Source organism: Pseudosulfitobacter sp. SM2401, from assembly GCF_042932805.1.
Classification (GTDB): Bacteria; Pseudomonadota; Alphaproteobacteria; order Rhodobacterales; family Rhodobacteraceae; genus Ascidiaceihabitans.
Window position 1 is genome coordinate 2,391,975 of record NZ_CP170633.1, and the last position, 20,783, is coordinate 2,412,757.

At 56.7% G+C, this 20,783-nt stretch carries 19 protein-coding genes; 10 read left to right on the top strand and 9 right to left on the bottom strand.

Annotation, left to right across the window (positions count from 1 at the left end):
• Positions 1-19 precede the first annotated feature (19 nt).
• Entirely contained in the window at positions 20-1,981 is a 1,962-nt protein-coding gene (locus ACFIO0_RS11930; protein WP_390910618.1) for an ATP-binding protein, read from the top strand.
• Complete coding sequence (locus tag ACFIO0_RS11935) at positions 1,978-2,793, top strand: HNH endonuclease (protein WP_390910619.1); 816 nt, start codon at positions 1,978-1,980, stop codon at positions 2,791-2,793. The genes ACFIO0_RS11930 and ACFIO0_RS11935 overlap by 4 nt, the downstream gene beginning before the upstream one ends.
• A 346-nt stretch (positions 2,794-3,139) precedes the next feature.
• Here ACFIO0_RS11935 and ACFIO0_RS11940 read toward each other — a convergent pair whose 3' ends face one another.
• Positions 3,140-3,547, bottom strand: a complete 408-nt coding sequence (locus tag ACFIO0_RS11940; protein ID WP_390910620.1) for a c-type cytochrome — start codon at positions 3,545-3,547, stop codon at positions 3,140-3,142.
• A 305-nt stretch (positions 3,548-3,852) separates the two neighbouring features.
• Between ACFIO0_RS11940 and ACFIO0_RS11945 the strand changes: the two genes are divergently transcribed.
• The 4 genes from ACFIO0_RS11945 to ACFIO0_RS11960 are packed head-to-tail and all read left to right on the top strand — an operon-like array spanning position 3,853 to position 6,098.
• Positions 3,853-4,260, top strand: coding sequence for a hotdog fold thioesterase (locus tag ACFIO0_RS11945; protein ID WP_390910621.1), 408 nt, complete (start codon positions 3,853-3,855; stop codon positions 4,258-4,260).
• A complete protein-coding gene (locus tag ACFIO0_RS11950; RefSeq protein WP_390910622.1) occupies positions 4,257-4,940 on the top strand; it encodes a hypothetical protein in 684 nt (227 codons plus the stop codon). The genes ACFIO0_RS11945 and ACFIO0_RS11950 overlap by 4 nt, the downstream gene beginning before the upstream one ends.
• An 8-nt stretch (positions 4,941-4,948) precedes the next feature.
• The gene (locus ACFIO0_RS11955) at positions 4,949-5,608 is read left to right on the top strand and encodes a DNA-3-methyladenine glycosylase I (protein WP_390910623.1); all 660 of its coding nucleotides are present in this window, start codon (positions 4,949-4,951) and stop codon (positions 5,606-5,608) included.
• A gap of 55 nt (positions 5,609-5,663) precedes the next feature.
• Positions 5,664-6,098 (top strand): DMT family transporter, encoded by a 435-nt coding sequence (locus tag ACFIO0_RS11960; RefSeq protein ID WP_390910624.1) that lies wholly within the window; start codon positions 5,664-5,666, stop codon positions 6,096-6,098.
• Positions 6,099-6,126: 28 nt separating this feature from the next.
• Here the strand turns inward: ACFIO0_RS11960 and ACFIO0_RS11965 are convergent, their stop codons facing one another.
• The 8 genes from ACFIO0_RS11965 to pepT all read right to left on the bottom strand — a co-directional run bounded on the left by ACFIO0_RS11965 (position 6,127) and on the right by pepT (position 15,819).
• Positions 6,127-7,107: an Ldh family oxidoreductase gene (locus ACFIO0_RS11965; RefSeq protein WP_390910625.1), complete on the bottom strand. Its 981-nt coding sequence runs from the start codon at positions 7,105-7,107 to the stop codon at positions 6,127-6,129.
• An 84-nt stretch (positions 7,108-7,191) separates the two neighbouring features.
• The gene (locus ACFIO0_RS11970) at positions 7,192-9,510 is read right to left on the bottom strand and encodes a calcium-binding protein (RefSeq protein WP_390910626.1); all 2,319 of its coding nucleotides are present in this window, start codon (positions 9,508-9,510) and stop codon (positions 7,192-7,194) included.
• 111 nt (positions 9,511-9,621) lie between these two features.
• Entirely contained in the window at positions 9,622-10,308 is a 687-nt protein-coding gene (locus ACFIO0_RS11975; RefSeq protein ID WP_390910627.1) for an ATP-binding cassette domain-containing protein, read from the bottom strand.
• Positions 10,301-11,587, bottom strand: coding sequence for an ABC transporter permease (locus ACFIO0_RS11980; RefSeq protein WP_390910628.1), 1,287 nt, complete (start codon positions 11,585-11,587; stop codon positions 10,301-10,303). The genes ACFIO0_RS11975 and ACFIO0_RS11980 overlap by 8 nt, the downstream gene beginning before the upstream one ends.
• A 74-nt stretch (positions 11,588-11,661) precedes the next feature.
• Complete coding sequence (locus tag ACFIO0_RS11985) at positions 11,662-12,186, bottom strand: DUF2937 family protein (RefSeq protein ID WP_390910629.1); 525 nt, start codon at positions 12,184-12,186, stop codon at positions 11,662-11,664.
• On the bottom strand, positions 12,183-13,130 hold the full coding sequence (locus ACFIO0_RS11990; RefSeq protein ID WP_390910630.1) for a serine hydrolase: 948 nt from the start codon (positions 13,128-13,130) through the stop codon (positions 12,183-12,185). Before ACFIO0_RS11990 ends, ACFIO0_RS11985 begins: the two co-directional genes overlap by 4 nt.
• A 27-nt stretch (positions 13,131-13,157) precedes the next feature.
• Entirely contained in the window at positions 13,158-14,495 is a 1,338-nt protein-coding gene (proS, locus tag ACFIO0_RS11995; protein WP_390910631.1) for a proline--tRNA ligase, read from the bottom strand.
• Positions 14,496-14,568: 73 nt separating this feature from the next.
• On the bottom strand, positions 14,569-15,819 hold the full coding sequence (pepT, locus tag ACFIO0_RS12000) for a peptidase T (RefSeq protein WP_390910632.1): 1,251 nt from the start codon (positions 15,817-15,819) through the stop codon (positions 14,569-14,571).
• Positions 15,820-16,109: 290 nt separating this feature from the next.
• On the opposite strand from pepT, the gene ACFIO0_RS12005 reads away from it, so the two are divergent.
• The 4 genes from ACFIO0_RS12005 (at position 16,110) to ACFIO0_RS12020 (ending at position 20,772) form a co-directional block, all read left to right on the top strand.
• Positions 16,110-16,616, top strand: coding sequence for a fasciclin domain-containing protein (locus ACFIO0_RS12005; protein WP_390910633.1), 507 nt, complete (start codon positions 16,110-16,112; stop codon positions 16,614-16,616).
• A gap of 154 nt (positions 16,617-16,770) precedes the next feature.
• On the top strand, positions 16,771-17,877 hold the full coding sequence (locus tag ACFIO0_RS12010; RefSeq protein WP_390910634.1) for an AI-2E family transporter: 1,107 nt from the start codon (positions 16,771-16,773) through the stop codon (positions 17,875-17,877).
• Positions 17,877-18,548 carry a chromosomal replication initiator DnaA gene (locus ACFIO0_RS12015; protein ID WP_390910635.1) on the top strand — a complete coding sequence of 224 codons (672 nt, stop codon included), beginning with the start codon at positions 17,877-17,879 and terminating at the stop codon, positions 18,546-18,548. Before ACFIO0_RS12010 ends, ACFIO0_RS12015 begins: the two co-directional genes overlap by 1 nt.
• Before the next feature lie 52 nt (positions 18,549-18,600).
• Positions 18,601-20,772 (top strand): RNA degradosome polyphosphate kinase, encoded by a 2,172-nt coding sequence (locus tag ACFIO0_RS12020; protein ID WP_390910636.1) that lies wholly within the window; start codon positions 18,601-18,603, stop codon positions 20,770-20,772.
• The last annotated feature ends 11 nt before the right edge of the window (positions 20,773-20,783 follow it).

The window sequence follows — 20,783 nt, forward strand, 5'->3', positions numbered from 1 at the left end:
AATAAATCCGAGCATGCCCATGTCCAACGACCTGCTTTCTGGCGCCACATCAAACCCTGATGACTACGATGCCTCCTCGATCCAAGTGCTCGAGGATATGGAACACGTTCGCCTGCGCCCCGGCATGTACATCGGCGGCAAAGACGACCGCGCACTGCACCACATGGTCGCTGAAATCGTCGACAACTCGATGGACGAAGCGGTGGCAGGACACGCCACTTGGATCGAGGTCGAATTGCACGAAAACGGGCACGTTTCGGTGCGCGACAACGGGCGCGGCATCCCCACTGGACCACACCCCAAAGACCCCGAAAAATCCGCCCTCGAGATCATCTTTTGCACCCTGAATGCTGGCGGTAAATTCTCGGGCGACAGCTACGAAACATCCGGCGGCTTGCACGGGGTTGGCTCCTCGGTGGTCAACGCACTTTCCGACCATCTCCGGGTCGAAGTTGCTCGAAACAAAGAACTTTTCGCCATGGAATTTTCGCGCGGCATGCCCCAAGGCAAGCTTGAGAAAATCGGCGCAGCCCCCAACCGGCGCGGCACAGCAGTGACCTTTCACCCCGACCCCGAAATCTTTGGCTCGCTTAAACTCAAACCCGCACGCCTGTTCAAAATGGCCCGCTCCAAAGCCTATCTTTTCTCTGGCGTCGAAATCCGCTGGAAAACCGAAATCAACGACGGCGACACCCCGCAAGAGGCGAAATTCCACTTTCCCGGCGGGCTTGCCGACTACCTATCCGAAACCTTCGAAGGGGCCACAACCTACGCCGAGGCGCCCTTTGCAGGCACCGTCAGTTTCGAGAAATTCAAAGTCCCGGGCAAAGTCGAATGGGCGATCAATTGGACGCCTGCGCGCGACGGATTTATCCAAAGCTATTGCAACACCGTTCCCACGCCCGAGGGCGGCACCCACGAGGCTGGCTTCTGGGCCGCAATCCTCAAAGGCATCAAGGCCCACGGCGAACTGGTGAACAACAAAAAAGCCGCGACAATCACCCGCGAAGATCTGACAACCGGCGCCGGCGCATTGGTGTCGTGTTTCATTCGCGAACCGGAATTTGTCGGCCAAACCAAAGACCGCCTTGCCACAGTCGAGGCCCAGCGCATGGTCGAAAATTCGGTGCGCGACCACTTTGACAACTGGCTGGCCTCCGACACAAAATCCGCAGGCGCGATCCTCGATTTCCTCGTGCTGCGGGCCGAAGAACGGCTGAAACGGCGTCAGGAAAAAGAAACCTCGCGCAAAACCGCCACCGCGAAACTGCGCCTGCCGGGCAAATTGACCGACTGTTCCTCCAAAAGCCGCGAGGGCACAGAACTGTTCATCGTCGAGGGCGACAGCGCTGGCGGCTCTGCCAAAATGGCGCGTGATCGCAAAACCCAAGCCCTACTGCCCCTGCGCGGTAAAATCCTGAACGTGCTCGGTGCCGCCTCCTCCAAACTCGGGTCCAACGCTGAAATTTCCGATTTAACCCAAGCGCTTGGCGTCGGTCTCGGCACCAAATTCAACGTCGACGATCTGCGCTACGACAAGATCATCATCATGACCGACGCGGATGTCGACGGCGCCCACATCGCCGCATTGCTGATGACGTTCTTTTTCACCCAAATGCGCCCGATGATCGACACCGGCCACCTGTATCTGGCCTGCCCACCCCTGTTCCGCCTGACCCAAGGTGCCAAACGCGTCTACTGCATCGACGAGGCCGAAAAGAACGCGCACCTAGAGGCCGGCATCGGCGGCAAAGGCCGCATCGACGTCTCCCGCTTCAAAGGCTTGGGCGAAATGGACGCCAAAGACTTGAAAGACACCACAATGAACCCCCTAACGCGTAAGCTCATCAGGGTAACAATTGACGAAGACGAACCCGGCGAAACCAGCGATCTGGTAGAGCGCTTGATGGGCAAAAAACCCGAAATGCGGTTCCAATACATTCAGGAGAATGCGCGGTTTGTTGAGGAGTTAGATGTTTGAGTAAAGGCCGCCTGCAAACCCCTGCCTATGTTGCTCGACAACTTAGACAAGAAGCAGGGTTTGGGTGTGTCGTCTGTGGCAACCCGATTATTGAATACCACCATATAGTAGAGTGGAGTGAACGAAAGCACTTCGAGCCTGAGCACATGGTTGTAGTGTGCCCTACTCATCATAAAGAACTGGCCAGCCAGCGAAGTGAAGTCGCTTATCGTTACAAGAAAAACCCAATAAACATACGCAAAAATCGGTTAAAAGGATACCTTTTCACCAAGCGTAAAAGCCAATCCTTAATAATCGGCTCGATGCGTTTTACCAACATGACTTCTATACTTACGTATGGTGGGAATCGCATTTTTGGGTTTGACATCAAAGACGAAGAAATTCGTTTGAATTTGTTTATTCCAAACGACAAGTTTAATCCTCTTATCGAAATAAAACATAATTACGTGACTTCAGCGGTCGATGATCACTGGGATATTGAATTCAAGCCGCAATGGGTAAAGTTCCGCAGAAAGGCTGGTGATGTCTCCCTTACAGTGGATTTCAGGCAAGAAGATGCCACAATATCGGCAAATTTCTCAATACTTGGTCAAGAATTTTCATTTCAAAAGGGTAAACACCTCGACATTGGTCATTCGGTTCTTGGCAATTTAAATATGGAATACATTGGCGAACCTAATCCAGCATCTGTAGTAACAGCGTTAGGTCTCGGTCCTTCCGGGAGGATATTGAGACCAAATTTCGCGATGGCCAGGCCACAGGCAGTCTTCCTGCCGTCAGGACGCATCTGGGATCCACAACTATTCCCTTAAATTCAGCGGTGCATTCCAAATCAAAAAATTTTTCATCCCCCCAAGATTAACCATTCAAAACCCGAAAATACGTTTCGCACCTCGAAACTGCACAGTTTCAGCTAGAAACTGTGCAGAACACCAAAATCGGCCTAAAATTCATCCCTTACCCGCGCCCAAAACTGCTCACTTTTGGCCTAAAACTGTGCATTTTTCGCCCAAACTCGACCAAAATCACCGCCCTAGTCCCCGCGATACCTCACCGGACGCTGCCTTTGCGCGATGGTCATCTTAAAATGCCCAGCGCCTTCGACAGCCGTGCGGACCTCTACGACTTAGGGCGTAAAGAACGTCAAAACCAACCCGTTCACTGCGGAATCTCTTGCTGCACGCTCTCCAAATAAACCATCAACGCGGCAAGCGGTCTCGGCACCGGCGACATGATCCCGCCCACCTCAAACGGCACGGTTTCCCCCCGCAGCAGCAACCCGAATTCCGGCATTTCGTGGTCCTCGAACGGCGCGCGCGTGTAGCCGTCAATCATCGACAAAACCTGAGTTCGATCAAGCCCGCGTGCGTATAACGTCGTCAAATCCGGCGGCGCGCGACCCAATTCCGGTGGCCAATCCCCTCCGCCTGTTGCAGTCGCACCGTGACACTGGGCGCAATTTTCGGTGAACAAAATCCGCCCCTCATCCGCCTCTGGCATGTCGTTCACAGCGCAGGCAACCAAGCCCAGCGCGCCCATCACAATCAGTAAAAATGTCAAACGCATCAGTCCCTCCAATTTTATTCAAATTGGCACTGAACCTCAGACCACGCCCTGATCCAGATCAAAACGAAACCCACAGCACGAACAAAGGGCGACACCAAAAGCGCCGCCCCAATACTCACTACCATGAAACCAAAACGCATCGCGCTCCGTTACCCTTTAGTACCGCCCCAATGGTAAACAGAACCTTACCAAATCAAGGTCATGTTAAGGCGTGAGTCTTTCTCGTAACACCGCACACCACACATCCCCTTGCAACATCCACGCGTGGCAGTAGGTTAACCATCATTACAACTCGAAAGCCGCCCATGACGCCTGATCAAGCCCAAACTATTCTCGATGAAAACTTCGCGCCTTGGGTGCTCGCTTTGCGCCCCAAAGTCACCACGATCAGCGCTGAGAAGGCTGTCTTGGACATCCCAATCACCGATCAAATTACCCGTATGGGCGATATCGTTTCGGGACAGACCATGGCGACGCTGGCAGATACGGCTATGGTATTGGCCTGCCTCGGAATTCTCGGACAAATGGAACCCGTGGCAACCGTCACGCTAGACACCCAATTCTTGCGCCCCGGCACCGGTGACACCCTGCGTGCTACCGCTGAAGTCACCCGCAAAGGCCGTGCATTGATATTTGCGCGTTGTGTGTTGACCACATGGCCGTCAGGCAAGGATGTGGCCCACGCAACGGCAACCTTTGCGCGTCCCACATGAAGCCCCTGCTGGCCCTGTTGGCGTTAACCATAATAGCCGCTTGTGGGCGGCCTTTGACGCCGCAAGAAATCGCCTTTGCCAAGACCATTCACGGTCCAGAACTTAACGTTGCGAAAGTACGTCTTCACGACGGGGCACCGACACGCGCGGTGACGTTCAGGCGCAAAGCACGCCCTCGCACCACTTGTCGCGAGCTAATTCTACCGCCCGCAACCGAAGAAATTGTGACGGCGAAACCCGCTGCTGTCGCCGTATTCAACACTGTTCTCTTCGACAAAGATTGGTATCTGGACAATTATTTGCCTGACTACCCCGATCAGATCGGTTTGGTTGCAGCGATGTTGCTCAGTCACGAATTAACCCATGTTTGGCAATGGCAGAACCGCAAAAAAACCGGCTATTCGCCCCTGCTTGCCGCCTCTGAACATGAGCAAGGCAGCGACCCGTATTTGTTTGAAATTGCGAACACACGCACCTTTGGTGACTACGCATTTGAACAACAAGGCGCGATCGTTGAGGAGTTCGTCTGTTGCCGCGCGCTGGCCCCACAGGCACCGCGCACCAAGCGGTTGCACACGCTAATTTCCGGTGCAATGCCGGTTGCGCCCCTCCCTCAATCACGCGAATATGACGTGCGTATGCCTTGGAATGGGGTAGAGATTAACGGCATTTGCGGGTAGGAAAAACCATGCGCGACATCCAAGATATTTATGCCATTTCGTTAGCTCGCAAGGGCGAGGCAACCATGCGTGACCTGTTGACCCCCGCAAAATCCGCAGCCGATCTTGCCCAAATTCCAGAGGATCGGTGGCTGGCGCAATTGACCAAAGGCGTGTTCCAAGCTGGCTTCAACTGGAAGGTCATTGAGGCAAAATGGGACGGGTTTGAAAAGGCGTTCAAGGGTTTTGATGTCGGGGCCTGCGCCTTTATGGATGACGAATGGTTCGACAGTTTGCTGTCCAACAAGGCCGTGGTGCGCAATGGCACCAAACTAGCGACCGTGCGCGACAATGCGGCGTTTTTGATGGGCCTGCGCGACCAAGGCGGCGCGGGTCACGTCATCGGCGGCTGGCCCTCGACAGATTTCATCGGTTTGTTAGATTTGATGAAAACCAACGGAGCCCGTTTGGGCGGCACGACAGCGCAATATTCACTGCGATTTATGGGACGCGATTCCTGGGTCATGTCGGCAGACGTGATCGCACGGCTCATCGCCGAAGGGGTCATCGACAAGCCGCCAACTTCAAAGGGCGCACAACGCGCCGTGCAGGCCGCATTCAACGAATGGATGGATCAATCGGACTATGGTCTCACGCAGATCAGCCGCATTTTGGCCACCAGTTTGTGAACATCTGCCTGGCAACACACAAACCTGTAATAAATTGAAAACAAAGGGAAACCACATGACCCAATATGCGTTGATCATGTTGCTGGCAGGCATCGGCATTCCGCTGTTGGCCGCTTTGAACGCCGCACTTGGCCAGTACATCGGATCACCTGCGACGGCCGCGACGTGCCTGTTCCTTGTTGCATTGATCAGCGCAGGGCTCGTGATGATTGCGACTGGATCAGAAGGCGTCGCGCGCCTAACCTCGGCCCCCAAACACCTGTTTGTCGCAGGAGCATTGATCGCATTTTACGTGCTTACAATCACCTACATCGCGCCGCATTTCGGCATCGGGAATGCGGTCTTTTTTGTGCTGCTCGGCCAATTGATCAGCGCAGCTGCCATCGATCATTTTGGGCTGTTCGGAGCGCAAATTTCACCGGTCAATCTGACCCGTGCTGCTGGGATTGCCGTGATGGCATCCGGGGTTTGGCTCACACAACAGGCGTAAGGTGGGCCTGTGGCCCATCCCCTTTTGATCAACCTTCAGCCAGACCCAAGGCTTGCGCCCAAACCGCATCTGGGACGTCCACAGGGTCTGCGCCAACACGACCCTGTCCGGGCATCCTTGCCCCTTCGTCTGCGCTGACGGCCTCGGCAATCCGTTCTAAACGCTCAACAAATCCATCCGACACCACAGGGTCCATGATGATGTAGTACTGCCCCAAATCGTGATGGGGGCCTTCTGGTGCCTTCAACGGCTTCACATCCTGGCTTAGAACAGAGCCCGTCATACCGGCAGCCAACACTTCGGCCATCAGGCCAAAGCCCCAACCTTTGTACCCGCCCATCGACACCAATGATCCGGCCAACGCGGCCTCTGGATCGGTCGTCGGCTTGCCGTCCTTGTCCACAGCCCAACCTTCGGGGATCGACGTGCCAGCCGCCTTGGCCATCGTGATTTTGCCAAGCGCGACCATCGTTGTGGACTGGTCAAACTGCATCGCCAAACCGCCTTTGCCATCGGGCACGGAAAACGCGATTGGGTTCGTGCCGATCACGCGGGTTTTGCCACCCGGCGGGGCCACGATGGGCGATGCATTGGTCAGGCCAATCGCGACAAAACCCGCCCGTGCGATCTGTTCGGTGAAATACCCCAAAGACGTGCAAGTGTGCGCGTGCGCGACAGCCAATGTCGCCGTCCCGAACTGGCGCGCCGCATCCAGCGCAGGTGCCAACCCATAGGCGAACGCAGGTTGCGCAAAGCCAAATCCGGCATCTACATGTACAACGGCGGGGCGTGGGGCAGACGCCAGTGGTACCGCGTCCCCTTTGACGCGCCCAGTCAGCAGCTGTGCACAATAGCTTTCTAGGTAGTACAGGCCGCAAATCCGGTTGCCGTGGCTTTCCGCTTTGCGCACCGCGCGTGCGACTTCGGCTGCGGGAAACGTATCAGCCCCGTGGGCCACAAGCGCTGTCAGAACGACACGCTCGATTTCATCTAGACTGACCTGTGGCATAAAAAAGCTCCCCTTTGTTCGACGTAAAGTCAGATCAAAGGGAAGCTTTTAGGTCAATATACAAAAGGCAAATTGCCTTAAGTTTTAAGGTGTTGCCGTTGGGCCTTCGACCGTGATCAGGCTGGCGTCGATCACACCGTCAACACCCGTCAGTGTGATGGTCTGACCTGTGCTTAGCGTGATCAACAGATCGGCACCGGAATCATCCTGCGTAAAGGTAACGCCTGCGGTTTCGGTCTGGACGAGAACCATGTCTTCGACTTCGTCAAAATCGGTAACCGTGATGTTGCCCGCTGTCACGTCAGAAGCCAGCGTGAATGTGTCGGCCCCGGTACCACCCGTGGCTGTGTCACCGGCACCCATGATCAGTTGATCGTCGCCCGCTTCGCCGTTCAGAACATCCGCGTCATCATCTGTCGCGACGCCGTTGCCGGTTCCGCTGATGATGTCATTGCCGCCGCCGCCATTCAGCGTATCAGCGCCCGTACCACCGTTGATCGTGTCATCGCCCACGTTGTCTGTGGAGCTAACCGAGTCATCGCCGTCATTCATGTTCACAAGGTTCGCACCCGCCTCAAGCGCGCCAGCGGTGCTGTTCCCGTCAGCATCGTTGAATTCAGTGACCGCCGGATCCACGGTTGGTGTCGGATCTTCAAAGGAGATCAGGTTCTCGTTGATCGTCCCGTCGACACCTGTCAGCGTGATGGTTGCAGCGTTGGACAAAGTGATCACCAAATCGCCATCCGGATTCACCGCTTGGCTGCCAAACGTGGTGCCATCTTCGGTTTGAACAGTGATCGTATCGGCCGCAGTGTCAAAGTCAGTCAACGTGACGTTGCCAGTCACATCAGCCGCGACGATGAACGTATCGTTGCCGGTGCCACCTGTGCCGGTGTCGCCGTCGCCCATCAGCAATTGGTCATTGCCGGCACCACCGTCCAACGTGTCAGCGTCTGTATCAGACCCTGTGGCCACGTCACCGTCTGTGCCGTTCAGGATGTCGTCACCGTCATCACCGTTGATGATGTCAGCGCCCGCGCCACCGTCCAGCAGGTCATTCCCTGCCCCGCCGTTGATCGTGTCAGCGCCAGTGTTACCCGTTGCCGAAACCGTATCATCGCCGTCGTTCATGTTCACAAGGTTCGCACCGACTTCCAAAGCCGCGGTGGTGCTCAGCCCGTCTGCGTCGTTGAATTCGGTAACGTCAGGATCCACCGGAGGTGTCGTCGGACCCGCCTCCACAAAGCTGAATTCGCTTTCTTCCAGCGCTTCGTTCACACCCGTCAGCGTCAGAACCGCGCCGTTAGAGAACACAACGTCCAGACCTGTAGTTGTCACTGTTTGGGTGTCGACGGTGACGGTTTCGCCTTCGTCCACCTGCACCACGATGCTGTCTTCGGTCGCATCATAGTCCGTGATCGTTCCAAAATCCGTACCATCGTTCAACAGAACGAACATGTCGGTGCCCGCGCCGCCTGAGGCAGATCCTGTGCCTGCGATATTCAGTTCGTCATTGCCGTCGCCGCCGTCCAGCGTGTTGTCGGATGCGTCAAGGTTGCCCAAAGCGTCACCACCAAACAGCGTGTCATTGCCGATACCGCCAACAACCGTGTCAGCGCCAGAACCGCCGGACAACAGGTCGTTAAAGCCGCCGCCGTTCAGGCTGTCGTCGCCTTCGCCGCCGTCCAGCGTATCAAGGCCGGTGTTGCCGTTCAGGATGTCGTTGCCGGCACCACCTAGCAGGCTGTCATCGCCGTCGTTGCCGCTCATGGTGTCGTTGCCATTGCCGCCATCGATCAGGTCATTGCCGTTGTTGCCCGTCAGCGTGTCGTCACCGCTGCCACCCAAAAGCGTGTCTTCGCCGTCGCCGCCGTTCAGGTCATCATTGCTGTTGCCGCCACTTAGGCTGTCGTTGCCGGTGTTGCCGTTCAAAACGTCATCGCCCGTGCCGCCGTTCAAAACGTCGTCGCCCGCGTTACCAGACAGGATGTCTTCGCCGCCATTGCCGGACAGTGAATCGTTGCCGTCGCCACCTGCAAGAACGTCGCCGCCGTCGCCGCCGCCCACAAGGTCATCGCCCGCGCCGCCGGTTAAAGAGTCAGCGCCTTGGTTGCCGTTAATTTCGTCGTTGCCTTCGCCACCGTCGATCGTGTCCATGCCGTCGCCGCCGCTCAGCGTGTCTGCACCGCCCAGACCGCTCAGCATGTCATTGCCTGTGCCGCCGGCCAAAACATCATCCACCTCGTCCGTGCCGGTCAACATTTGATCACCGACGCCCGGGTCAATTGTATCGTCCGGGGTGTCGTCTGTTGTTTCAGTTTCTTCAGTGTTCGAACCATCGCTGTCCAGAACAGCAATAAGAGGCCCCAAAGCAGCAATCATTAAAATTAACATAGGTGACATAAACGGAGCTCCAATCAAGAATCTATCAAGGTTAACACGCACACTGTGGCGCGCCTATGTCCATAACGAAAACAGAGTGTTGCGTAGTTGGAGACAAAGAAAATTGCGACCTTAATCGCCGGCGCGCAATTGCCCCGCATCAAGGCGCACAATACGGTCCATCCGCGCGGCCAATTCCAAATTATGCGTGGCAATAACGGCCGCCAAACCAGTGCCACGCACCAAGTCCATAAGCGCGCCAAACACCTGATCCGACGTGGTCGGATCCAGGTTGCCGGTTGGCTCGTCCCCCAACAAAAGCTGGGGTTTGTTCGCAAGAGCCCGACAAAACGCGACGCGCTGCGCCTCGCCGCCCGACAGTTCGGCGGGACGGTGTTGAGCGCGCGGTGCAACGCCAACACGACCCAGCAAATCCAACGCCCGCGAATCGGCTTCTGCCCGAGGCGTTCCAGCGGCCAATTGCGGCAAAACCACATTTTCCAAAGCGTTGAATTCTGGCAGCAGATGGTGAAACTGGTACACAAATCCCACATCTTCGCGCCGTAAAGCCGTGCGTTTGCGATCACTTAGGCCATTTACGCGTTGTCCCGCGAACACAACTTCACCCTCGTCCGGGGTGTCCAGCAGCCCGGCCATGTGCAGCAAGGTCGACTTGCCAGCCCCCGAAGGGGCCACCAGCGCAACGACTTCGCCGGCCCGTACTTTTAGGTCAACACCGCGCAAAACCTGGACCTCGCCCGCCAGTCCTTTGTTGTAGGTTTTCGACAGGCCCGTCAGTTCTAAAACAACATCATTCATAGCGCAGTGCCTCAACCGGGTTCATCCGTGCGGCGCGCCGTGCGGGAAAGATGGTAACGATAAACGACAAGCCCAGCGACAGGCCCACAGCCTTAAGAACATCCGACAAATGCAGCTCGGCTGGCAGCGAATACAGCCCGTATTTTTCAGGTGTCCAAGACCCACCCACAACCAGCGAAAAGATCGGATCGATGTACAGTGCAAACAGGCACCCCAACAGCACGCCCATGGCCGTGCCGATGATGCCTGTAAACGCACCGCAGATGAAAAACACCCTTAACACCGATCCCTCAGACAAGCCCATCGTGCGTAAAATCCCGATGTCACGCCCTTTGTTCTTAACCAACATAATCAGCCCGCTGACGATGTTCATCGCCGCGATCAGTACCAGGATCGACAGGATGATGAACATCACGTTGTCCTCGATTTCCAGCGCATTCAAAAAGCCGCCCGCAGACTCTTGCCAGGTGAACGACAAGGCGCGATCGCCGCCTGCGCCCAGAATATCCGGCACCAACACATCGATGGTTTCGGGGTCTTCCACCATCACCTCGAGTTCGGTTGCCACGCCTTCTTTGTTAAAGAAACTTTGCGCTTCGGCCAGCGTCAGATAGGCGCGCGTGCGGTCGATATCATAGCGCCCTGCGGTGAAAATGTAGACAACCTCGTAGGCATTCACGCGCGGGCTGGTGCCAAAGGCAGTTTTAACGCCGTTGGGCGAGATGATCTTGATGCGATCACCCACCGTCGCGCCCAATTCACGCGCTACACCTGACCCGATCGCGATGCCTTGTTCAAAACGCGCAATGTCGCCGGAAAAGCTTTGAGGGTTGGCCACGCGTGGGATGGTCGCCAGATCGGACGCGGCGATCCCGTAGACTTCGATGCCGGCATTGCGCGACTGGCGATTGGCCATGACTTGGCCCCGCACCAAGGGGGCGACGCGGGTCACGCCGGGCACTGCTTTTATGCGGGCGGCCATGTCGATGTAGTCGTTGATGTTGCGATCAAGCTGGCCTGATTGTGTCACCTCGCCAAGGTTGTAGATGGTCACGTGGGCGTTCGAGCCAAGGATCGTGTCGACGAATTCCGCGCGAAATCCAGAGCGCACAGCCAGCGTTGCGATCAGTGCAAAAACGGCAAGCGTGATGCCCACCAGACTGATCCACGTCATGACACTTACGCCGCCTTCGGTGCGGCGCGCGCGCAGATAGCGCCACGCAATCATCCATTCAAATGGCGCGAATGGTCGGGGCGTTTTGGGCGATTGGCTGGCCATTTTTGGCTCCTGAGACTGCTCGTCTTTTTCATTCGTGACGTTAGGGGGCAAAGTGACCGCATGGGCGCAGAGGGTCAAGCGATTGGTGGCATTCCCTTTGGCGCAGGCCTGCGACGCAGCGCCCGAACCACACCGCGCCCCACAGCGAACAGCGCGCTGAGACCGATCAGCCCCGCGAAAAACCCGAAGGCCGCAAAAACAGCGCCCGCCATGTTCAGGGGTACCGCAGGTTGATAGGCCTCCCACGCGGCCGAGGCAACTTGCGTGTCGCTGAACCGCGTCGCGTTGTAGGCGCGCATGAACGGACCAGCGCCCTGCAATGCCTCTAGATCTGCTGACAGGGTTGCGTGCCGCTCAAACGTGGTTTCCATGTCGGCGCGGCGCCGTTCAATGAAATCGGTGCCGGTCATTTGGGTTAAGGCACCGGTGCGGTCCAACCCTTCGGCTGCGGCAGAGGCGTCAAAATCCGCAACGACTTGGCCAAGGGCATCAACCGCCCCGCCCAACCGTTGTGCATATTGTTGTGAGAATTCAGGGAATTGCGACAGGCCAGCGCCCGCTGTCAAACCACCAGCCAATGTGAGTGCACGCAAAATCATTGAAAAACCGCCCCGCTTAACGCTGCATCAAGGTCGCGCATTGCGTCCCATGTCGGGCATATATCATAGGCGGCCACTGCACTCCATTCGCCCTTCCAGCTGACGGCGAAACTGCCGATGTTCGGCCCGTTTGCAAAGCACAGCGCACCGTGGTGCCAATAGTTATGGCCGCCCCGAAAGGTGCGAAAAAGCATGCCTTGGCCATAGTGCGCGCCGCCGCCAACCTTGGCGTTTGGTCGCGTGAATGGGTCCAGTTGCGGTGTGAACCAATGGCTCAGGAACGCGGCGTAGTCATCAACCGACATCTGCCATCCGCCCCACGCGAGATACGCACCCGCCTGTGGGCTGCGCACCGCAATGGCCCCCGCAGGTGTCAAAACCCGATCCGTACACGCCACCTGATAAGAGGCACCGCTGACCGCTTGGATCACCAAAGACAGCAGCGCGTAGTTTTCGTTATTGTAGTGATAACGGCCAGCTTTCTTGCGTGGACCATCGCGTTCGATCACATGATCCAGAACGTCATTGGCCCGGTCCGTGGGCTGGTTGAGCCACCCGACCATCGAACTTTGCGTGGAATCGTGTTTCAAACCGCTGGTGTGGCTTAGCAATTGCGCCACGCTGATGTCCGGCCCGCGATCGACCAAATCGGCAAAGCGATCTGCGTACGATAGCCTGCCCTCGCGCACCAACTCTGCGATGCAAACCGCGGTTATGGCTTTGCTGAGGCTGGCCATTTCCATCGGTGTGTTTGCGTTCAGGCCGACGCCGGTTTGCGAATAACGTCGCCCCTTGTAGCGGATCGCCAAGGTGCCACGCGGCGCATCATTCGCGACCATCCAACCCTCAAACGCCGCGATCATCCGCTCTGCCGTGCCCGCATCTTGGGCGACGGTCGGTAGACCCGTCAGCACCCAAAGGGAAAAGGCCAGAACCAGACGCATCGCCGCATTCTCCTTGTTGCGGGCCGTTTAGTGGTTCGCGTAAATCTCCGCGATTTTGGCAACTGCGGCGTCTGGGCTCATTTCTTCGCTCTCACCTGTGCGGCGCGAGGTCAGTTCAACCACACCGTTTTTCAAACCACGTGGACCAACCGTAATGCGCCACGGCAATCCGATCAAATCCATCGTCGCGAATTTGCCGCCTGCGCGTTCTTTGCGGTCGTCATACAGCGGTTCAAGGCCAAGGGCTGTGATCGATTTGTACAGCGCTTCGCACGCGGCGTCTGCTTCTTCGTCACCCTGTTTCAGATTGACGATGCCACAGTGGTACGGCGTCACGCCTTCGGGCCAGATGATGCCGTTTTCGTCATGGCTCGCTTCGATGATTGCGCCCAACAGACGGGACACGCCAATGCCGTGGCTGCCCATGTGGACGGGAACAGGCTTACCGTCGGGGCCTTGAACCGTCGCCTTCATCGCGTCGGAATATTTGGTGCCAAAGTAAAAAATCTGGCCAACTTCGATGCCACGTGCAGTTTTGCGGCGTTCCTCGGGTACTTCGTTGAACAGTGCCTCGTCGTGGGTTTCATCGGTGCGCGCGTATTTGGTGGTGAATTCTTCCATCACGCCGGCGCATTGTTCGACGTTGTCATAGTCGATGTCACGATCACCAAACGTCAGGTCGGTGACGGCGCTGTCATAGAACACTTCGCTTTCGCCCGTGTCTGCCAGTACCAAAAATTCATGCGTGTCATCGCCGCCAATGGGGCCAGAATCCGCACGCATCGGGATCGCTTGTAGACCCATGCGTTCGTAAGTGCGCAGGTAGCTGACGAGGTGGCGGTTGTAGGCGTGCAGCGCATCTTCTTTTGTAAGATCAAAATTGTAGCCGTCTTTCATGTAGAATTCACGGCCACGCATCACGCCAAAACGCGGGCGCACTTCGTCGCGGAATTTCCACTGGATCTGGTACATGGTCAGCGGCAAATCTTTGTAGCTGCCGACGTGCGCGCGGAAGATGTCAGTGATCATTTCCTCGGCTGTGGGCGTGAACAACATGTCGCGGCCATGACGGTCTTTCATGCGCAGCATTTCTTCGCCGTAGTCATCGTAGCGCCCGCTTTCGCGCCACAGATCAGCGGACTGGATCGTGGGCATCAGCATCGGCATGTGACCGGCGCGTTGCTGTTCTTCGTGCACGATGTTTTCAATCTTGCGCAGCACTTTAAAGCCCAGCGGCAACCATGAATAAATCCCCGCAGAGGACTGTTTGATCATGCCAGCGCGCAGCATCAAGCGGTGGCTGACGATCTGCGCCTCGCTTGGGTTTTCTTTGAGAACGGGCAAAAAGTAACGGCTCAGACGCATGTCGCGGCTCCTATTAGTTGTTGCGTTCTGATTAGGCCAAACTGCGTGGTGTCGCAATCGTGAAACACGGCCCCTACTTTGAGACCTGCCCGGCGCGGCGCGCCAGATGCAAGGCAAGATCGGTGGCTTTGGCCATGTCCTGCACCGAAATCCATTCAAGGGGCCCATGAATTTCCTGCATGCCGGTGAACAAATTCGGTGTCGGCACGCCCATTTCCGTCAGGATCGACCCATCTGTGCCACCACGGATAGGTTTTGAAAACGGCTCCATCCCTGCGTCTTTCATGGCGGTGCGGGCAAGCTCGACGGCCGTCATGTCGTCTTCTAGCCAATAGCGCATGTTGCGATACTGGGTGGTGATCTCGCAGCTGATCTGCGCGCGCGGCTCACTCAGGGCGACCGTGTCACACACGCTTTTCACCAAGGCTCCAAGCGCGTCCAGTTCCTCCATTTCGAAGGCGCGCAGTATGAACCGCAGCTCGCAGGCGGCGGCGTCTCCGTTCATTTCACCGGCGTGAATAAACCCCTCCAGCTCGGACGTGGTTTCGGGGGTCATCGTCACATGCGGCAGTGTCATCAAGACCTTAGCCCCCAAATGCAGTGCGTTCACCATGACATCTTTGGACGAACCGGGGTGGATCGAAACGCCCGTGATTTTGACGCACGCGGCATTGGCGCTAAAGGTTTCATAGACCACCTCGCCCGGGTTCCCGCCATCGAAAGTAAAGGCAAAATCAACCGCCAGATCCGCGGGCAATGGTGCGGTCACTCCGCGCCCGATTTCCTCGTCCGGGGTGAATGCCAACCGGATTTCACCATGCGCAATGTCCGGATTTTCCAGCAAATGGCGCGCGGCCGTCATGATGATCGCAACGCCCGCCTTGTCGTCACCGCCAAGCAACGTCAGCCCACTGGCGGTGATAATATCCTCGCCCTGTTTTTCGCGCAGATACGGCACGTTTTCCGGCGACAGACGCAAATTCGGATCATCTGCAAAGGTGATATCGCCGCCATTGTAACGCCGATGCACAACCGGTTTTACCCCTGTCGCGTTGAATTGCGGGGCCGTGTCGACGTGGGCAAGCCAGCCCATCACCGGGGCCTCGACGCCTTTGGATGCAGGCACCGTCGCCAAGACCACGCCGTAGTCCGTCAGGCGAATATCTGTGGCCCCAATGGCGTCTAACTCAGCCATCAACATGCGCGACAAATCCAACTGACAGGCGGTGCTCGGCGACGTCGGGCTATCTGCGTCACTTTGGGTGTCGACCGCACAATACCGCACCAAACGCTCTTCGAGTTCGCTATCAAAACACGTGGTCATTTCAGGGATCCTTTGCACAATTCTTGTTGGTCATCTGGCGACCTGAGCCTTGCGATGTCAACCATCGCAACGGCGCGCTGCGCACCACACTACAGGAATTCGCCCACGGCAATTCCAGACGCTGCAACAGTCAAAATGCTGACCACTGTTTGGGTATAGCCGCTGACTATTTGATAACGCATTATCACGGATCCGCGAGCGATGTGAACCATCGCCCGCGTCCCTCCGTACCTTTTTCACAAGTCAAAAGGCTTGGATGCACACAACAGAAAGTAGATATTATGAAAACCATGCGCAAGATTGCAGCGATCACAGCTGCGGCACTTACTCTCGGTACAACAGCTCAGGCGGCCAACATTGTTGAGATCGCGGCAGGCGACGAACGTTTCTCGACTCTGGTTGCAGCCGTATCCGCAGCGGGCCTTGCTGAAACTTTGTCCGGTCCCGGCCCTTTTACCGTCTACGCCCCTTTGAATGACGCGTTTGATGCACTGCCAGCCGGCACCGTCGAAACCCTGCTAAAGCCGGAAAACAAAGGTGATCTGACCAATGTGCTTTTGTACCACGTGGATGATCGCAAACTGACGGCCGAAGGCATTCCTGCCGGTTCCAACTATTTCAAACCGGTGCTTGCGTCCGAGCGATTGTGCATCACAAAAGGCGCATCCGGCGTGTCCATCGCGGACGGAACCGGCGAAACGGCCAACGTCGTGGTCGCCAACATTATGGCGGACAATGGCGTGATCCACGTGATCGACAAAGTGCTCCTGCCAGGCACCCGCCCTGCCTGCCACTAACCTCGCACATCTTTGATTTGAGGCCCCGGATGCCGTCGGGGCCTCTTTGCTTTTTTGCGGCTGATCCAGCGATTTGACCCCGCCGAATTAACCCATTCGTCTTGAAACGGCCGCCATTTTCGACCATGTGTCCCTGAACACTTCGGAGAGCGACATGGGCCTGCCAGTACGAGAACAGCTAAAATATTGGGGCATCGCGGGAATTGCGTTTTTAGTCATCCTTTGGGTGCTTGGCGACGTGTTGTTGCCCTTCGTTTTGGGGGCCGCTGTCGCCTATTTTCTGGACCCTGTCGCAGACAAATTAGAAGATCTCGGATGCAGTCGGGTTTTGGCCACAGCCATCATCACGTTGACCGCGATACTTATTTTTGTGGTGGCCGCACTGCTGGTGGTTCCGACTTTGGTCAGTCAATCGGCGGGCCTGATTTCCAGCGCGCCGCAGTATGCCGCAGATTTCGGAGCCTTCCTGACAGACCGGTTTCCCTCGCTTTTGGACGAAAGTTCGACCCTGCGCCAATCTTTGAACAGCGTCGGTGAAACCGTCCAAAGCCGGGGTGGCGAATTTTTGAACACTGCCCTCAGTTCAGCCGCGTCGCTGATCAACGTCGTGGTGTTGTTCGTGATTGTGCCCGTCGTTTCCGTCTATTTGCTGCTGGATTGGGACAATATGATCGCGCGGATCGACCAATTGTTGCCCCGCGATCACGCCCCCATTATCCGTCGCTTGGCAGGCGAAATTGATGCAACCTTGGCCTCGTTCATTCGGGGCATGGGCACTGTTTGTTTGATTTTAGGAACGTTCTATGCCGTCGCATTAATGGGCGTCGGATTGCAGTTTGGGCTGGTCGTCGGGTTCATTGCCGGGCTGGTCACATTCATTCCCTACCTAGGGTCGTTGATCGGCGGCGCATTGGCGTTGGGCCTTGCGTTCTTTCAGTATTGGAACGGCATCGAGGTCGTCGAGAACGGCATCGTGACCTATTCCACAGATTGGCTAAGGATCGCGATTGTCGGCGGGATTTTTGTTGTGGGTCAAGTGGTTGAGGGCAACGTTCTGACCCCGAAATGGGTCGGAAAAAGCGTCGGACTACATCCCGTCTGGCTGATCTTTGCCTTGTCCGTATTCGGATCGATCTTTGGCTTTGTGGGCATGCTGGTGGCCGTACCGCTGGCCGCATCGCTGGGCGTCATCATCCGCTATGTGATCGAACGTTACAACGAAAGCCTGCTCTACCAAGGCAAAAGCGGCTTGGGCGATTAATGGCCGAACAACTTAGCTTTGAATTGCCGGTGAAACCCGCACTCGGGCGTGATGATTTTATGGTCGCGCACAGCAATGCTATCGCGCTTGCCATGATCGAGGCGACGGACGCGTGGGAAAACCACAAGCTGGTTCTAAGCGGTCCGACGGGTGCCGGCAAAACCCACCTTGCGCATGTTTGGGCCGGGGCGACAGGTGGCGAGATTATCCAAGCGCGTGGTTTGGATCAGGTCAACATTCCGGCTCTTGCCACGGGTCCGCTGGTCGTCGAAGACGTTCCGCAAATCGCACAAGATGCAGCGGCCCAGACGGCCTTGTTTCACTTGCACAATTTGATGCAGACTGCCGGGCACCCTCTGCTGTTAACCGGCACCTCGGAACCGCACCATTGGGCGATGTCCCTGCCCGATTTGCAAAGCCGCATTGACGCCTCGGGCGTCGCCACGCTTGAGGCACCCGATGACACATTGCTGGCCGCGGTCTTGGCGAAACTCTTTGCGGATCGCCAATTGATGCCGCGCGCCGATGTGATCCCCTATCTGATCTTGCGCATGGAACGCTCGTTCAAGGCCGCGCGCGACGTGGTTGGGGCAATGGACGAGGCCGGCCTTGCGCGACATGCCCCCCTGACCCGTGCATTAGCCGGGCAAGTGCTGGACAAAATGGCATAACACGCGCAATATCCGTCACTTAACTGTCACAATTGATCGCTAATTGCACCTCATGTCCCATGCAGATTTCCTGACCTCTCCTTTTGATACGCCGGTCGAATTACCGGGCGTCGATATCACGGGACCCGGGCGGTTTCACAACCGTGAACTCAGCTGGCTTGGGTTCAATTGGCGGGTGTTGGAAGAGGCCGAAAATGCCCGTGTGCCCCTGCTTGAGCGGCTGCGTTTTTTGTCGATCAGCGCCAACAATCTGGATGAGTTTTACACCGTTCGGGTTGCGGGCCTGCGAGAACTTGCGCGCGCAGGTAACACGACCCCTGCCGTTGACGGGCTCACCCCCGCCGAACAACTGGTTCTGATCAACGAAGACGCGCGCAAACTAATGCAGGCGCAGCAACGTATTTACGGGCAGCTGCTGATCGAGCTGAAAGAGCGGAACATGTCGGTTCTGAAGCTTGATGATTTAACGGACGATGATCGCGCCTACCTCAAGGAATACTTTCTGACGCAGGTGTTTGCAGTGCTGTCGCCGCTGGCCATCGACCCTGCGCACCCGTTTCCGTTCATCCCGAACACGGGGTACGCCTTGGCGCTGCAGCTAGAGCGTGTCCGCGACAAACGCCCCCTTCAGGCATTGTTGCCCGTGCCCGCATCCATCGATCGGTTCGTGTCGGTGCCCACAGACATCGGGCAGCGGTTTTTGCCGCTTGAGGAACTTTTGATCCTGAATATTGGTGGATTGTTCCCCGGCTACAAATTGAAAGAATACTTTGAATTCCGTGTCTTGCGTGACAGCGATCTAGAGGTTGAGGACGAAGCCGAAGATTTGGTTCGCGAATTTGAAGTCGCCCTGAAACGCCGGCGACGTGGCGAAGTTGTGCGCCTTAGTTTGTCCGCAGGCGCGCCGCCAAAGCTGAAAGCCGTCGTGATGGACGAACTTGGCGTGGGCGACGCAGAACTGATCGAAATCGACGGCATGATCGGTGTTGATGACCTCAGCGAATTGGTAATCGACGAACGCCCTGATTTGTTGTGGCCGACGTTTACGCCGCGTGTGCCGGAACGTGTCACCGATTTTGAAGGCGACATGTTCGCCGCGATCCGCCAAAAAGATATGCTGCTACAACACCCCTACGAAACCTTCGATATGGTTGTTCGTTTCTTGCAACAAGCCGCCCGTGATCCCAAAGTTGTGGCGATCAAACAGACGTTGTACCGCACCTCCAAAAAATCCCCGATTGTCGAGGCATTGTGCGCCGCCGCCGAAGACGGAAAATCCGTGACTGCACTGGTTGAGCTCAAAGCCCGGTTTGACGAGGCTGCAAACATCCGCCAGTCGCGTCGTTTGGAACGCGCAGGCGCGCATGTGGTCTACGGCTTTATCGATCTGAAAACGCACGCGAAAATCAGCACAGTTGTGCGGCGCGAAGGCGCGGATTTGGTCACCTACACGCATTACGGAACCGGAAACTATCATCCGATCACCGCGCGCATCTACACCGATTTATCGCTGTTTACCTGCGACGCAAAGCTGGGCCGTGACGCCACCAAAGTGTTCAACTACCTGTCGGGATATGCCCAACCCGAAGAGCTTAGTAATTTGGCGATCTCGCCTTCGAACCTCAAGGCCCGGCTGTTAGAGATGATCGCAGCTGAGGCGGAACACGCAAAGGCCGGCAAACCTGCTGAAATCTGGGCAAAAATGAACAGCCTCGTCGAAAGCGAAGTCATCGACGCGCTGTACGCGGCATCGCAAGCAGGTGTGAAAATCAGCCTTGTGGTGCGCGGTATTTGCGGTCTGCGTCCCGGTGTTCTCGGCCTGTCCGAAAACATTCGTGTGAAATCAATTGTGGGCCGTTTCCTAGAACATTCGCGCATCGTTTGCTTTGGCAACGGACGTGGATTGCCGCACAAAAAAGCCCGCGTGTTCATGTCATCTGCCGACTGGATGGGGCGCAATTTGAACCGCCGTGTCGAAACGCTGGTCGAGATCGAAAACCCGACCGTCAAAGCGCAGATCGTCAGTCAGGTCATGGCTGCAAACATGGCCGACGTCGCGCAAAGCTGGGTGATGGCCCCCGATGGCAGTTTTTTCCGCCCGCCGGTGACCGAAGGCACGTTTGAATTCAACTGTCACCGGTTTTTCATGGAAAATCCGTCGTTATCAGGGCGTGGATCTGCTGGCGCATCGGACGTACCAAAACTAACCCACACCAAAGACTGACCCGGCCCACC

What these genes read in the sequence shown, in the direction of transcription:
- ACFIO0_RS11930 (WP_390910618.1), top strand. Translation starts at nt 20, where the DNA reads ATGTCCAACGACCTGCTTTCTGGCGCCACATCAAACCCTGATGACTAC.
- ACFIO0_RS11960 (WP_390910624.1), top strand. Translation starts at nt 5,664, where the DNA reads ATGACCCAATATGCGTTGATCATGTTGCTGGCAGGCATCGGCATTCCG.
- proS (WP_390910631.1), bottom strand. Translation starts at nt 14,495, where the DNA reads ATGCGTCTGAGCCGTTACTTTTTGCCCGTTCTCAAAGAAAACCCAAGC.
- pepT (WP_390910632.1), bottom strand. Translation starts at nt 15,819, where the DNA reads ATGACCACGTGTTTTGATAGCGAACTCGAAGAGCGTTTGGTGCGGTAT.
- ACFIO0_RS11955 (WP_390910623.1), top strand. Translation starts at nt 4,949, where the DNA reads ATGCGCGACATCCAAGATATTTATGCCATTTCGTTAGCTCGCAAGGGC.
- ACFIO0_RS11980 (WP_390910628.1), bottom strand. Translation starts at nt 11,587, where the DNA reads ATGGCCAGCCAATCGCCCAAAACGCCCCGACCATTCGCGCCATTTGAA.
- ACFIO0_RS12010 (WP_390910634.1), top strand. Translation starts at nt 16,771, where the DNA reads ATGGGCCTGCCAGTACGAGAACAGCTAAAATATTGGGGCATCGCGGGA.
- ACFIO0_RS11940 (WP_390910620.1), bottom strand. Translation starts at nt 3,547, where the DNA reads ATGCGTTTGACATTTTTACTGATTGTGATGGGCGCGCTGGGCTTGGTT.
- ACFIO0_RS11950 (WP_390910622.1), top strand. Translation starts at nt 4,257, where the DNA reads ATGAAGCCCCTGCTGGCCCTGTTGGCGTTAACCATAATAGCCGCTTGT.
- ACFIO0_RS11965 (WP_390910625.1), bottom strand. Translation starts at nt 7,107, where the DNA reads ATGCCACAGGTCAGTCTAGATGAAATCGAGCGTGTCGTTCTGACAGCG.
- ACFIO0_RS11945 (WP_390910621.1), top strand. Translation starts at nt 3,853, where the DNA reads ATGACGCCTGATCAAGCCCAAACTATTCTCGATGAAAACTTCGCGCCT.
- ACFIO0_RS11970 (WP_390910626.1), bottom strand. Translation starts at nt 9,510, where the DNA reads ATGTCACCTATGTTAATTTTAATGATTGCTGCTTTGGGGCCTCTTATT.
- ACFIO0_RS11975 (WP_390910627.1), bottom strand. Translation starts at nt 10,308, where the DNA reads ATGAATGATGTTGTTTTAGAACTGACGGGCCTGTCGAAAACCTACAAC.
- ACFIO0_RS12020 (WP_390910636.1), top strand. Translation starts at nt 18,601, where the DNA reads ATGTCCCATGCAGATTTCCTGACCTCTCCTTTTGATACGCCGGTCGAA.
- ACFIO0_RS11990 (WP_390910630.1), bottom strand. Translation starts at nt 13,130, where the DNA reads ATGCGTCTGGTTCTGGCCTTTTCCCTTTGGGTGCTGACGGGTCTACCG.
- ACFIO0_RS12005 (WP_390910633.1), top strand. Translation starts at nt 16,110, where the DNA reads ATGCGCAAGATTGCAGCGATCACAGCTGCGGCACTTACTCTCGGTACA.
- ACFIO0_RS11985 (WP_390910629.1), bottom strand. Translation starts at nt 12,186, where the DNA reads ATGATTTTGCGTGCACTCACATTGGCTGGTGGTTTGACAGCGGGCGCT.
- ACFIO0_RS12015 (WP_390910635.1), top strand. Translation starts at nt 17,877, where the DNA reads ATGGCCGAACAACTTAGCTTTGAATTGCCGGTGAAACCCGCACTCGGG.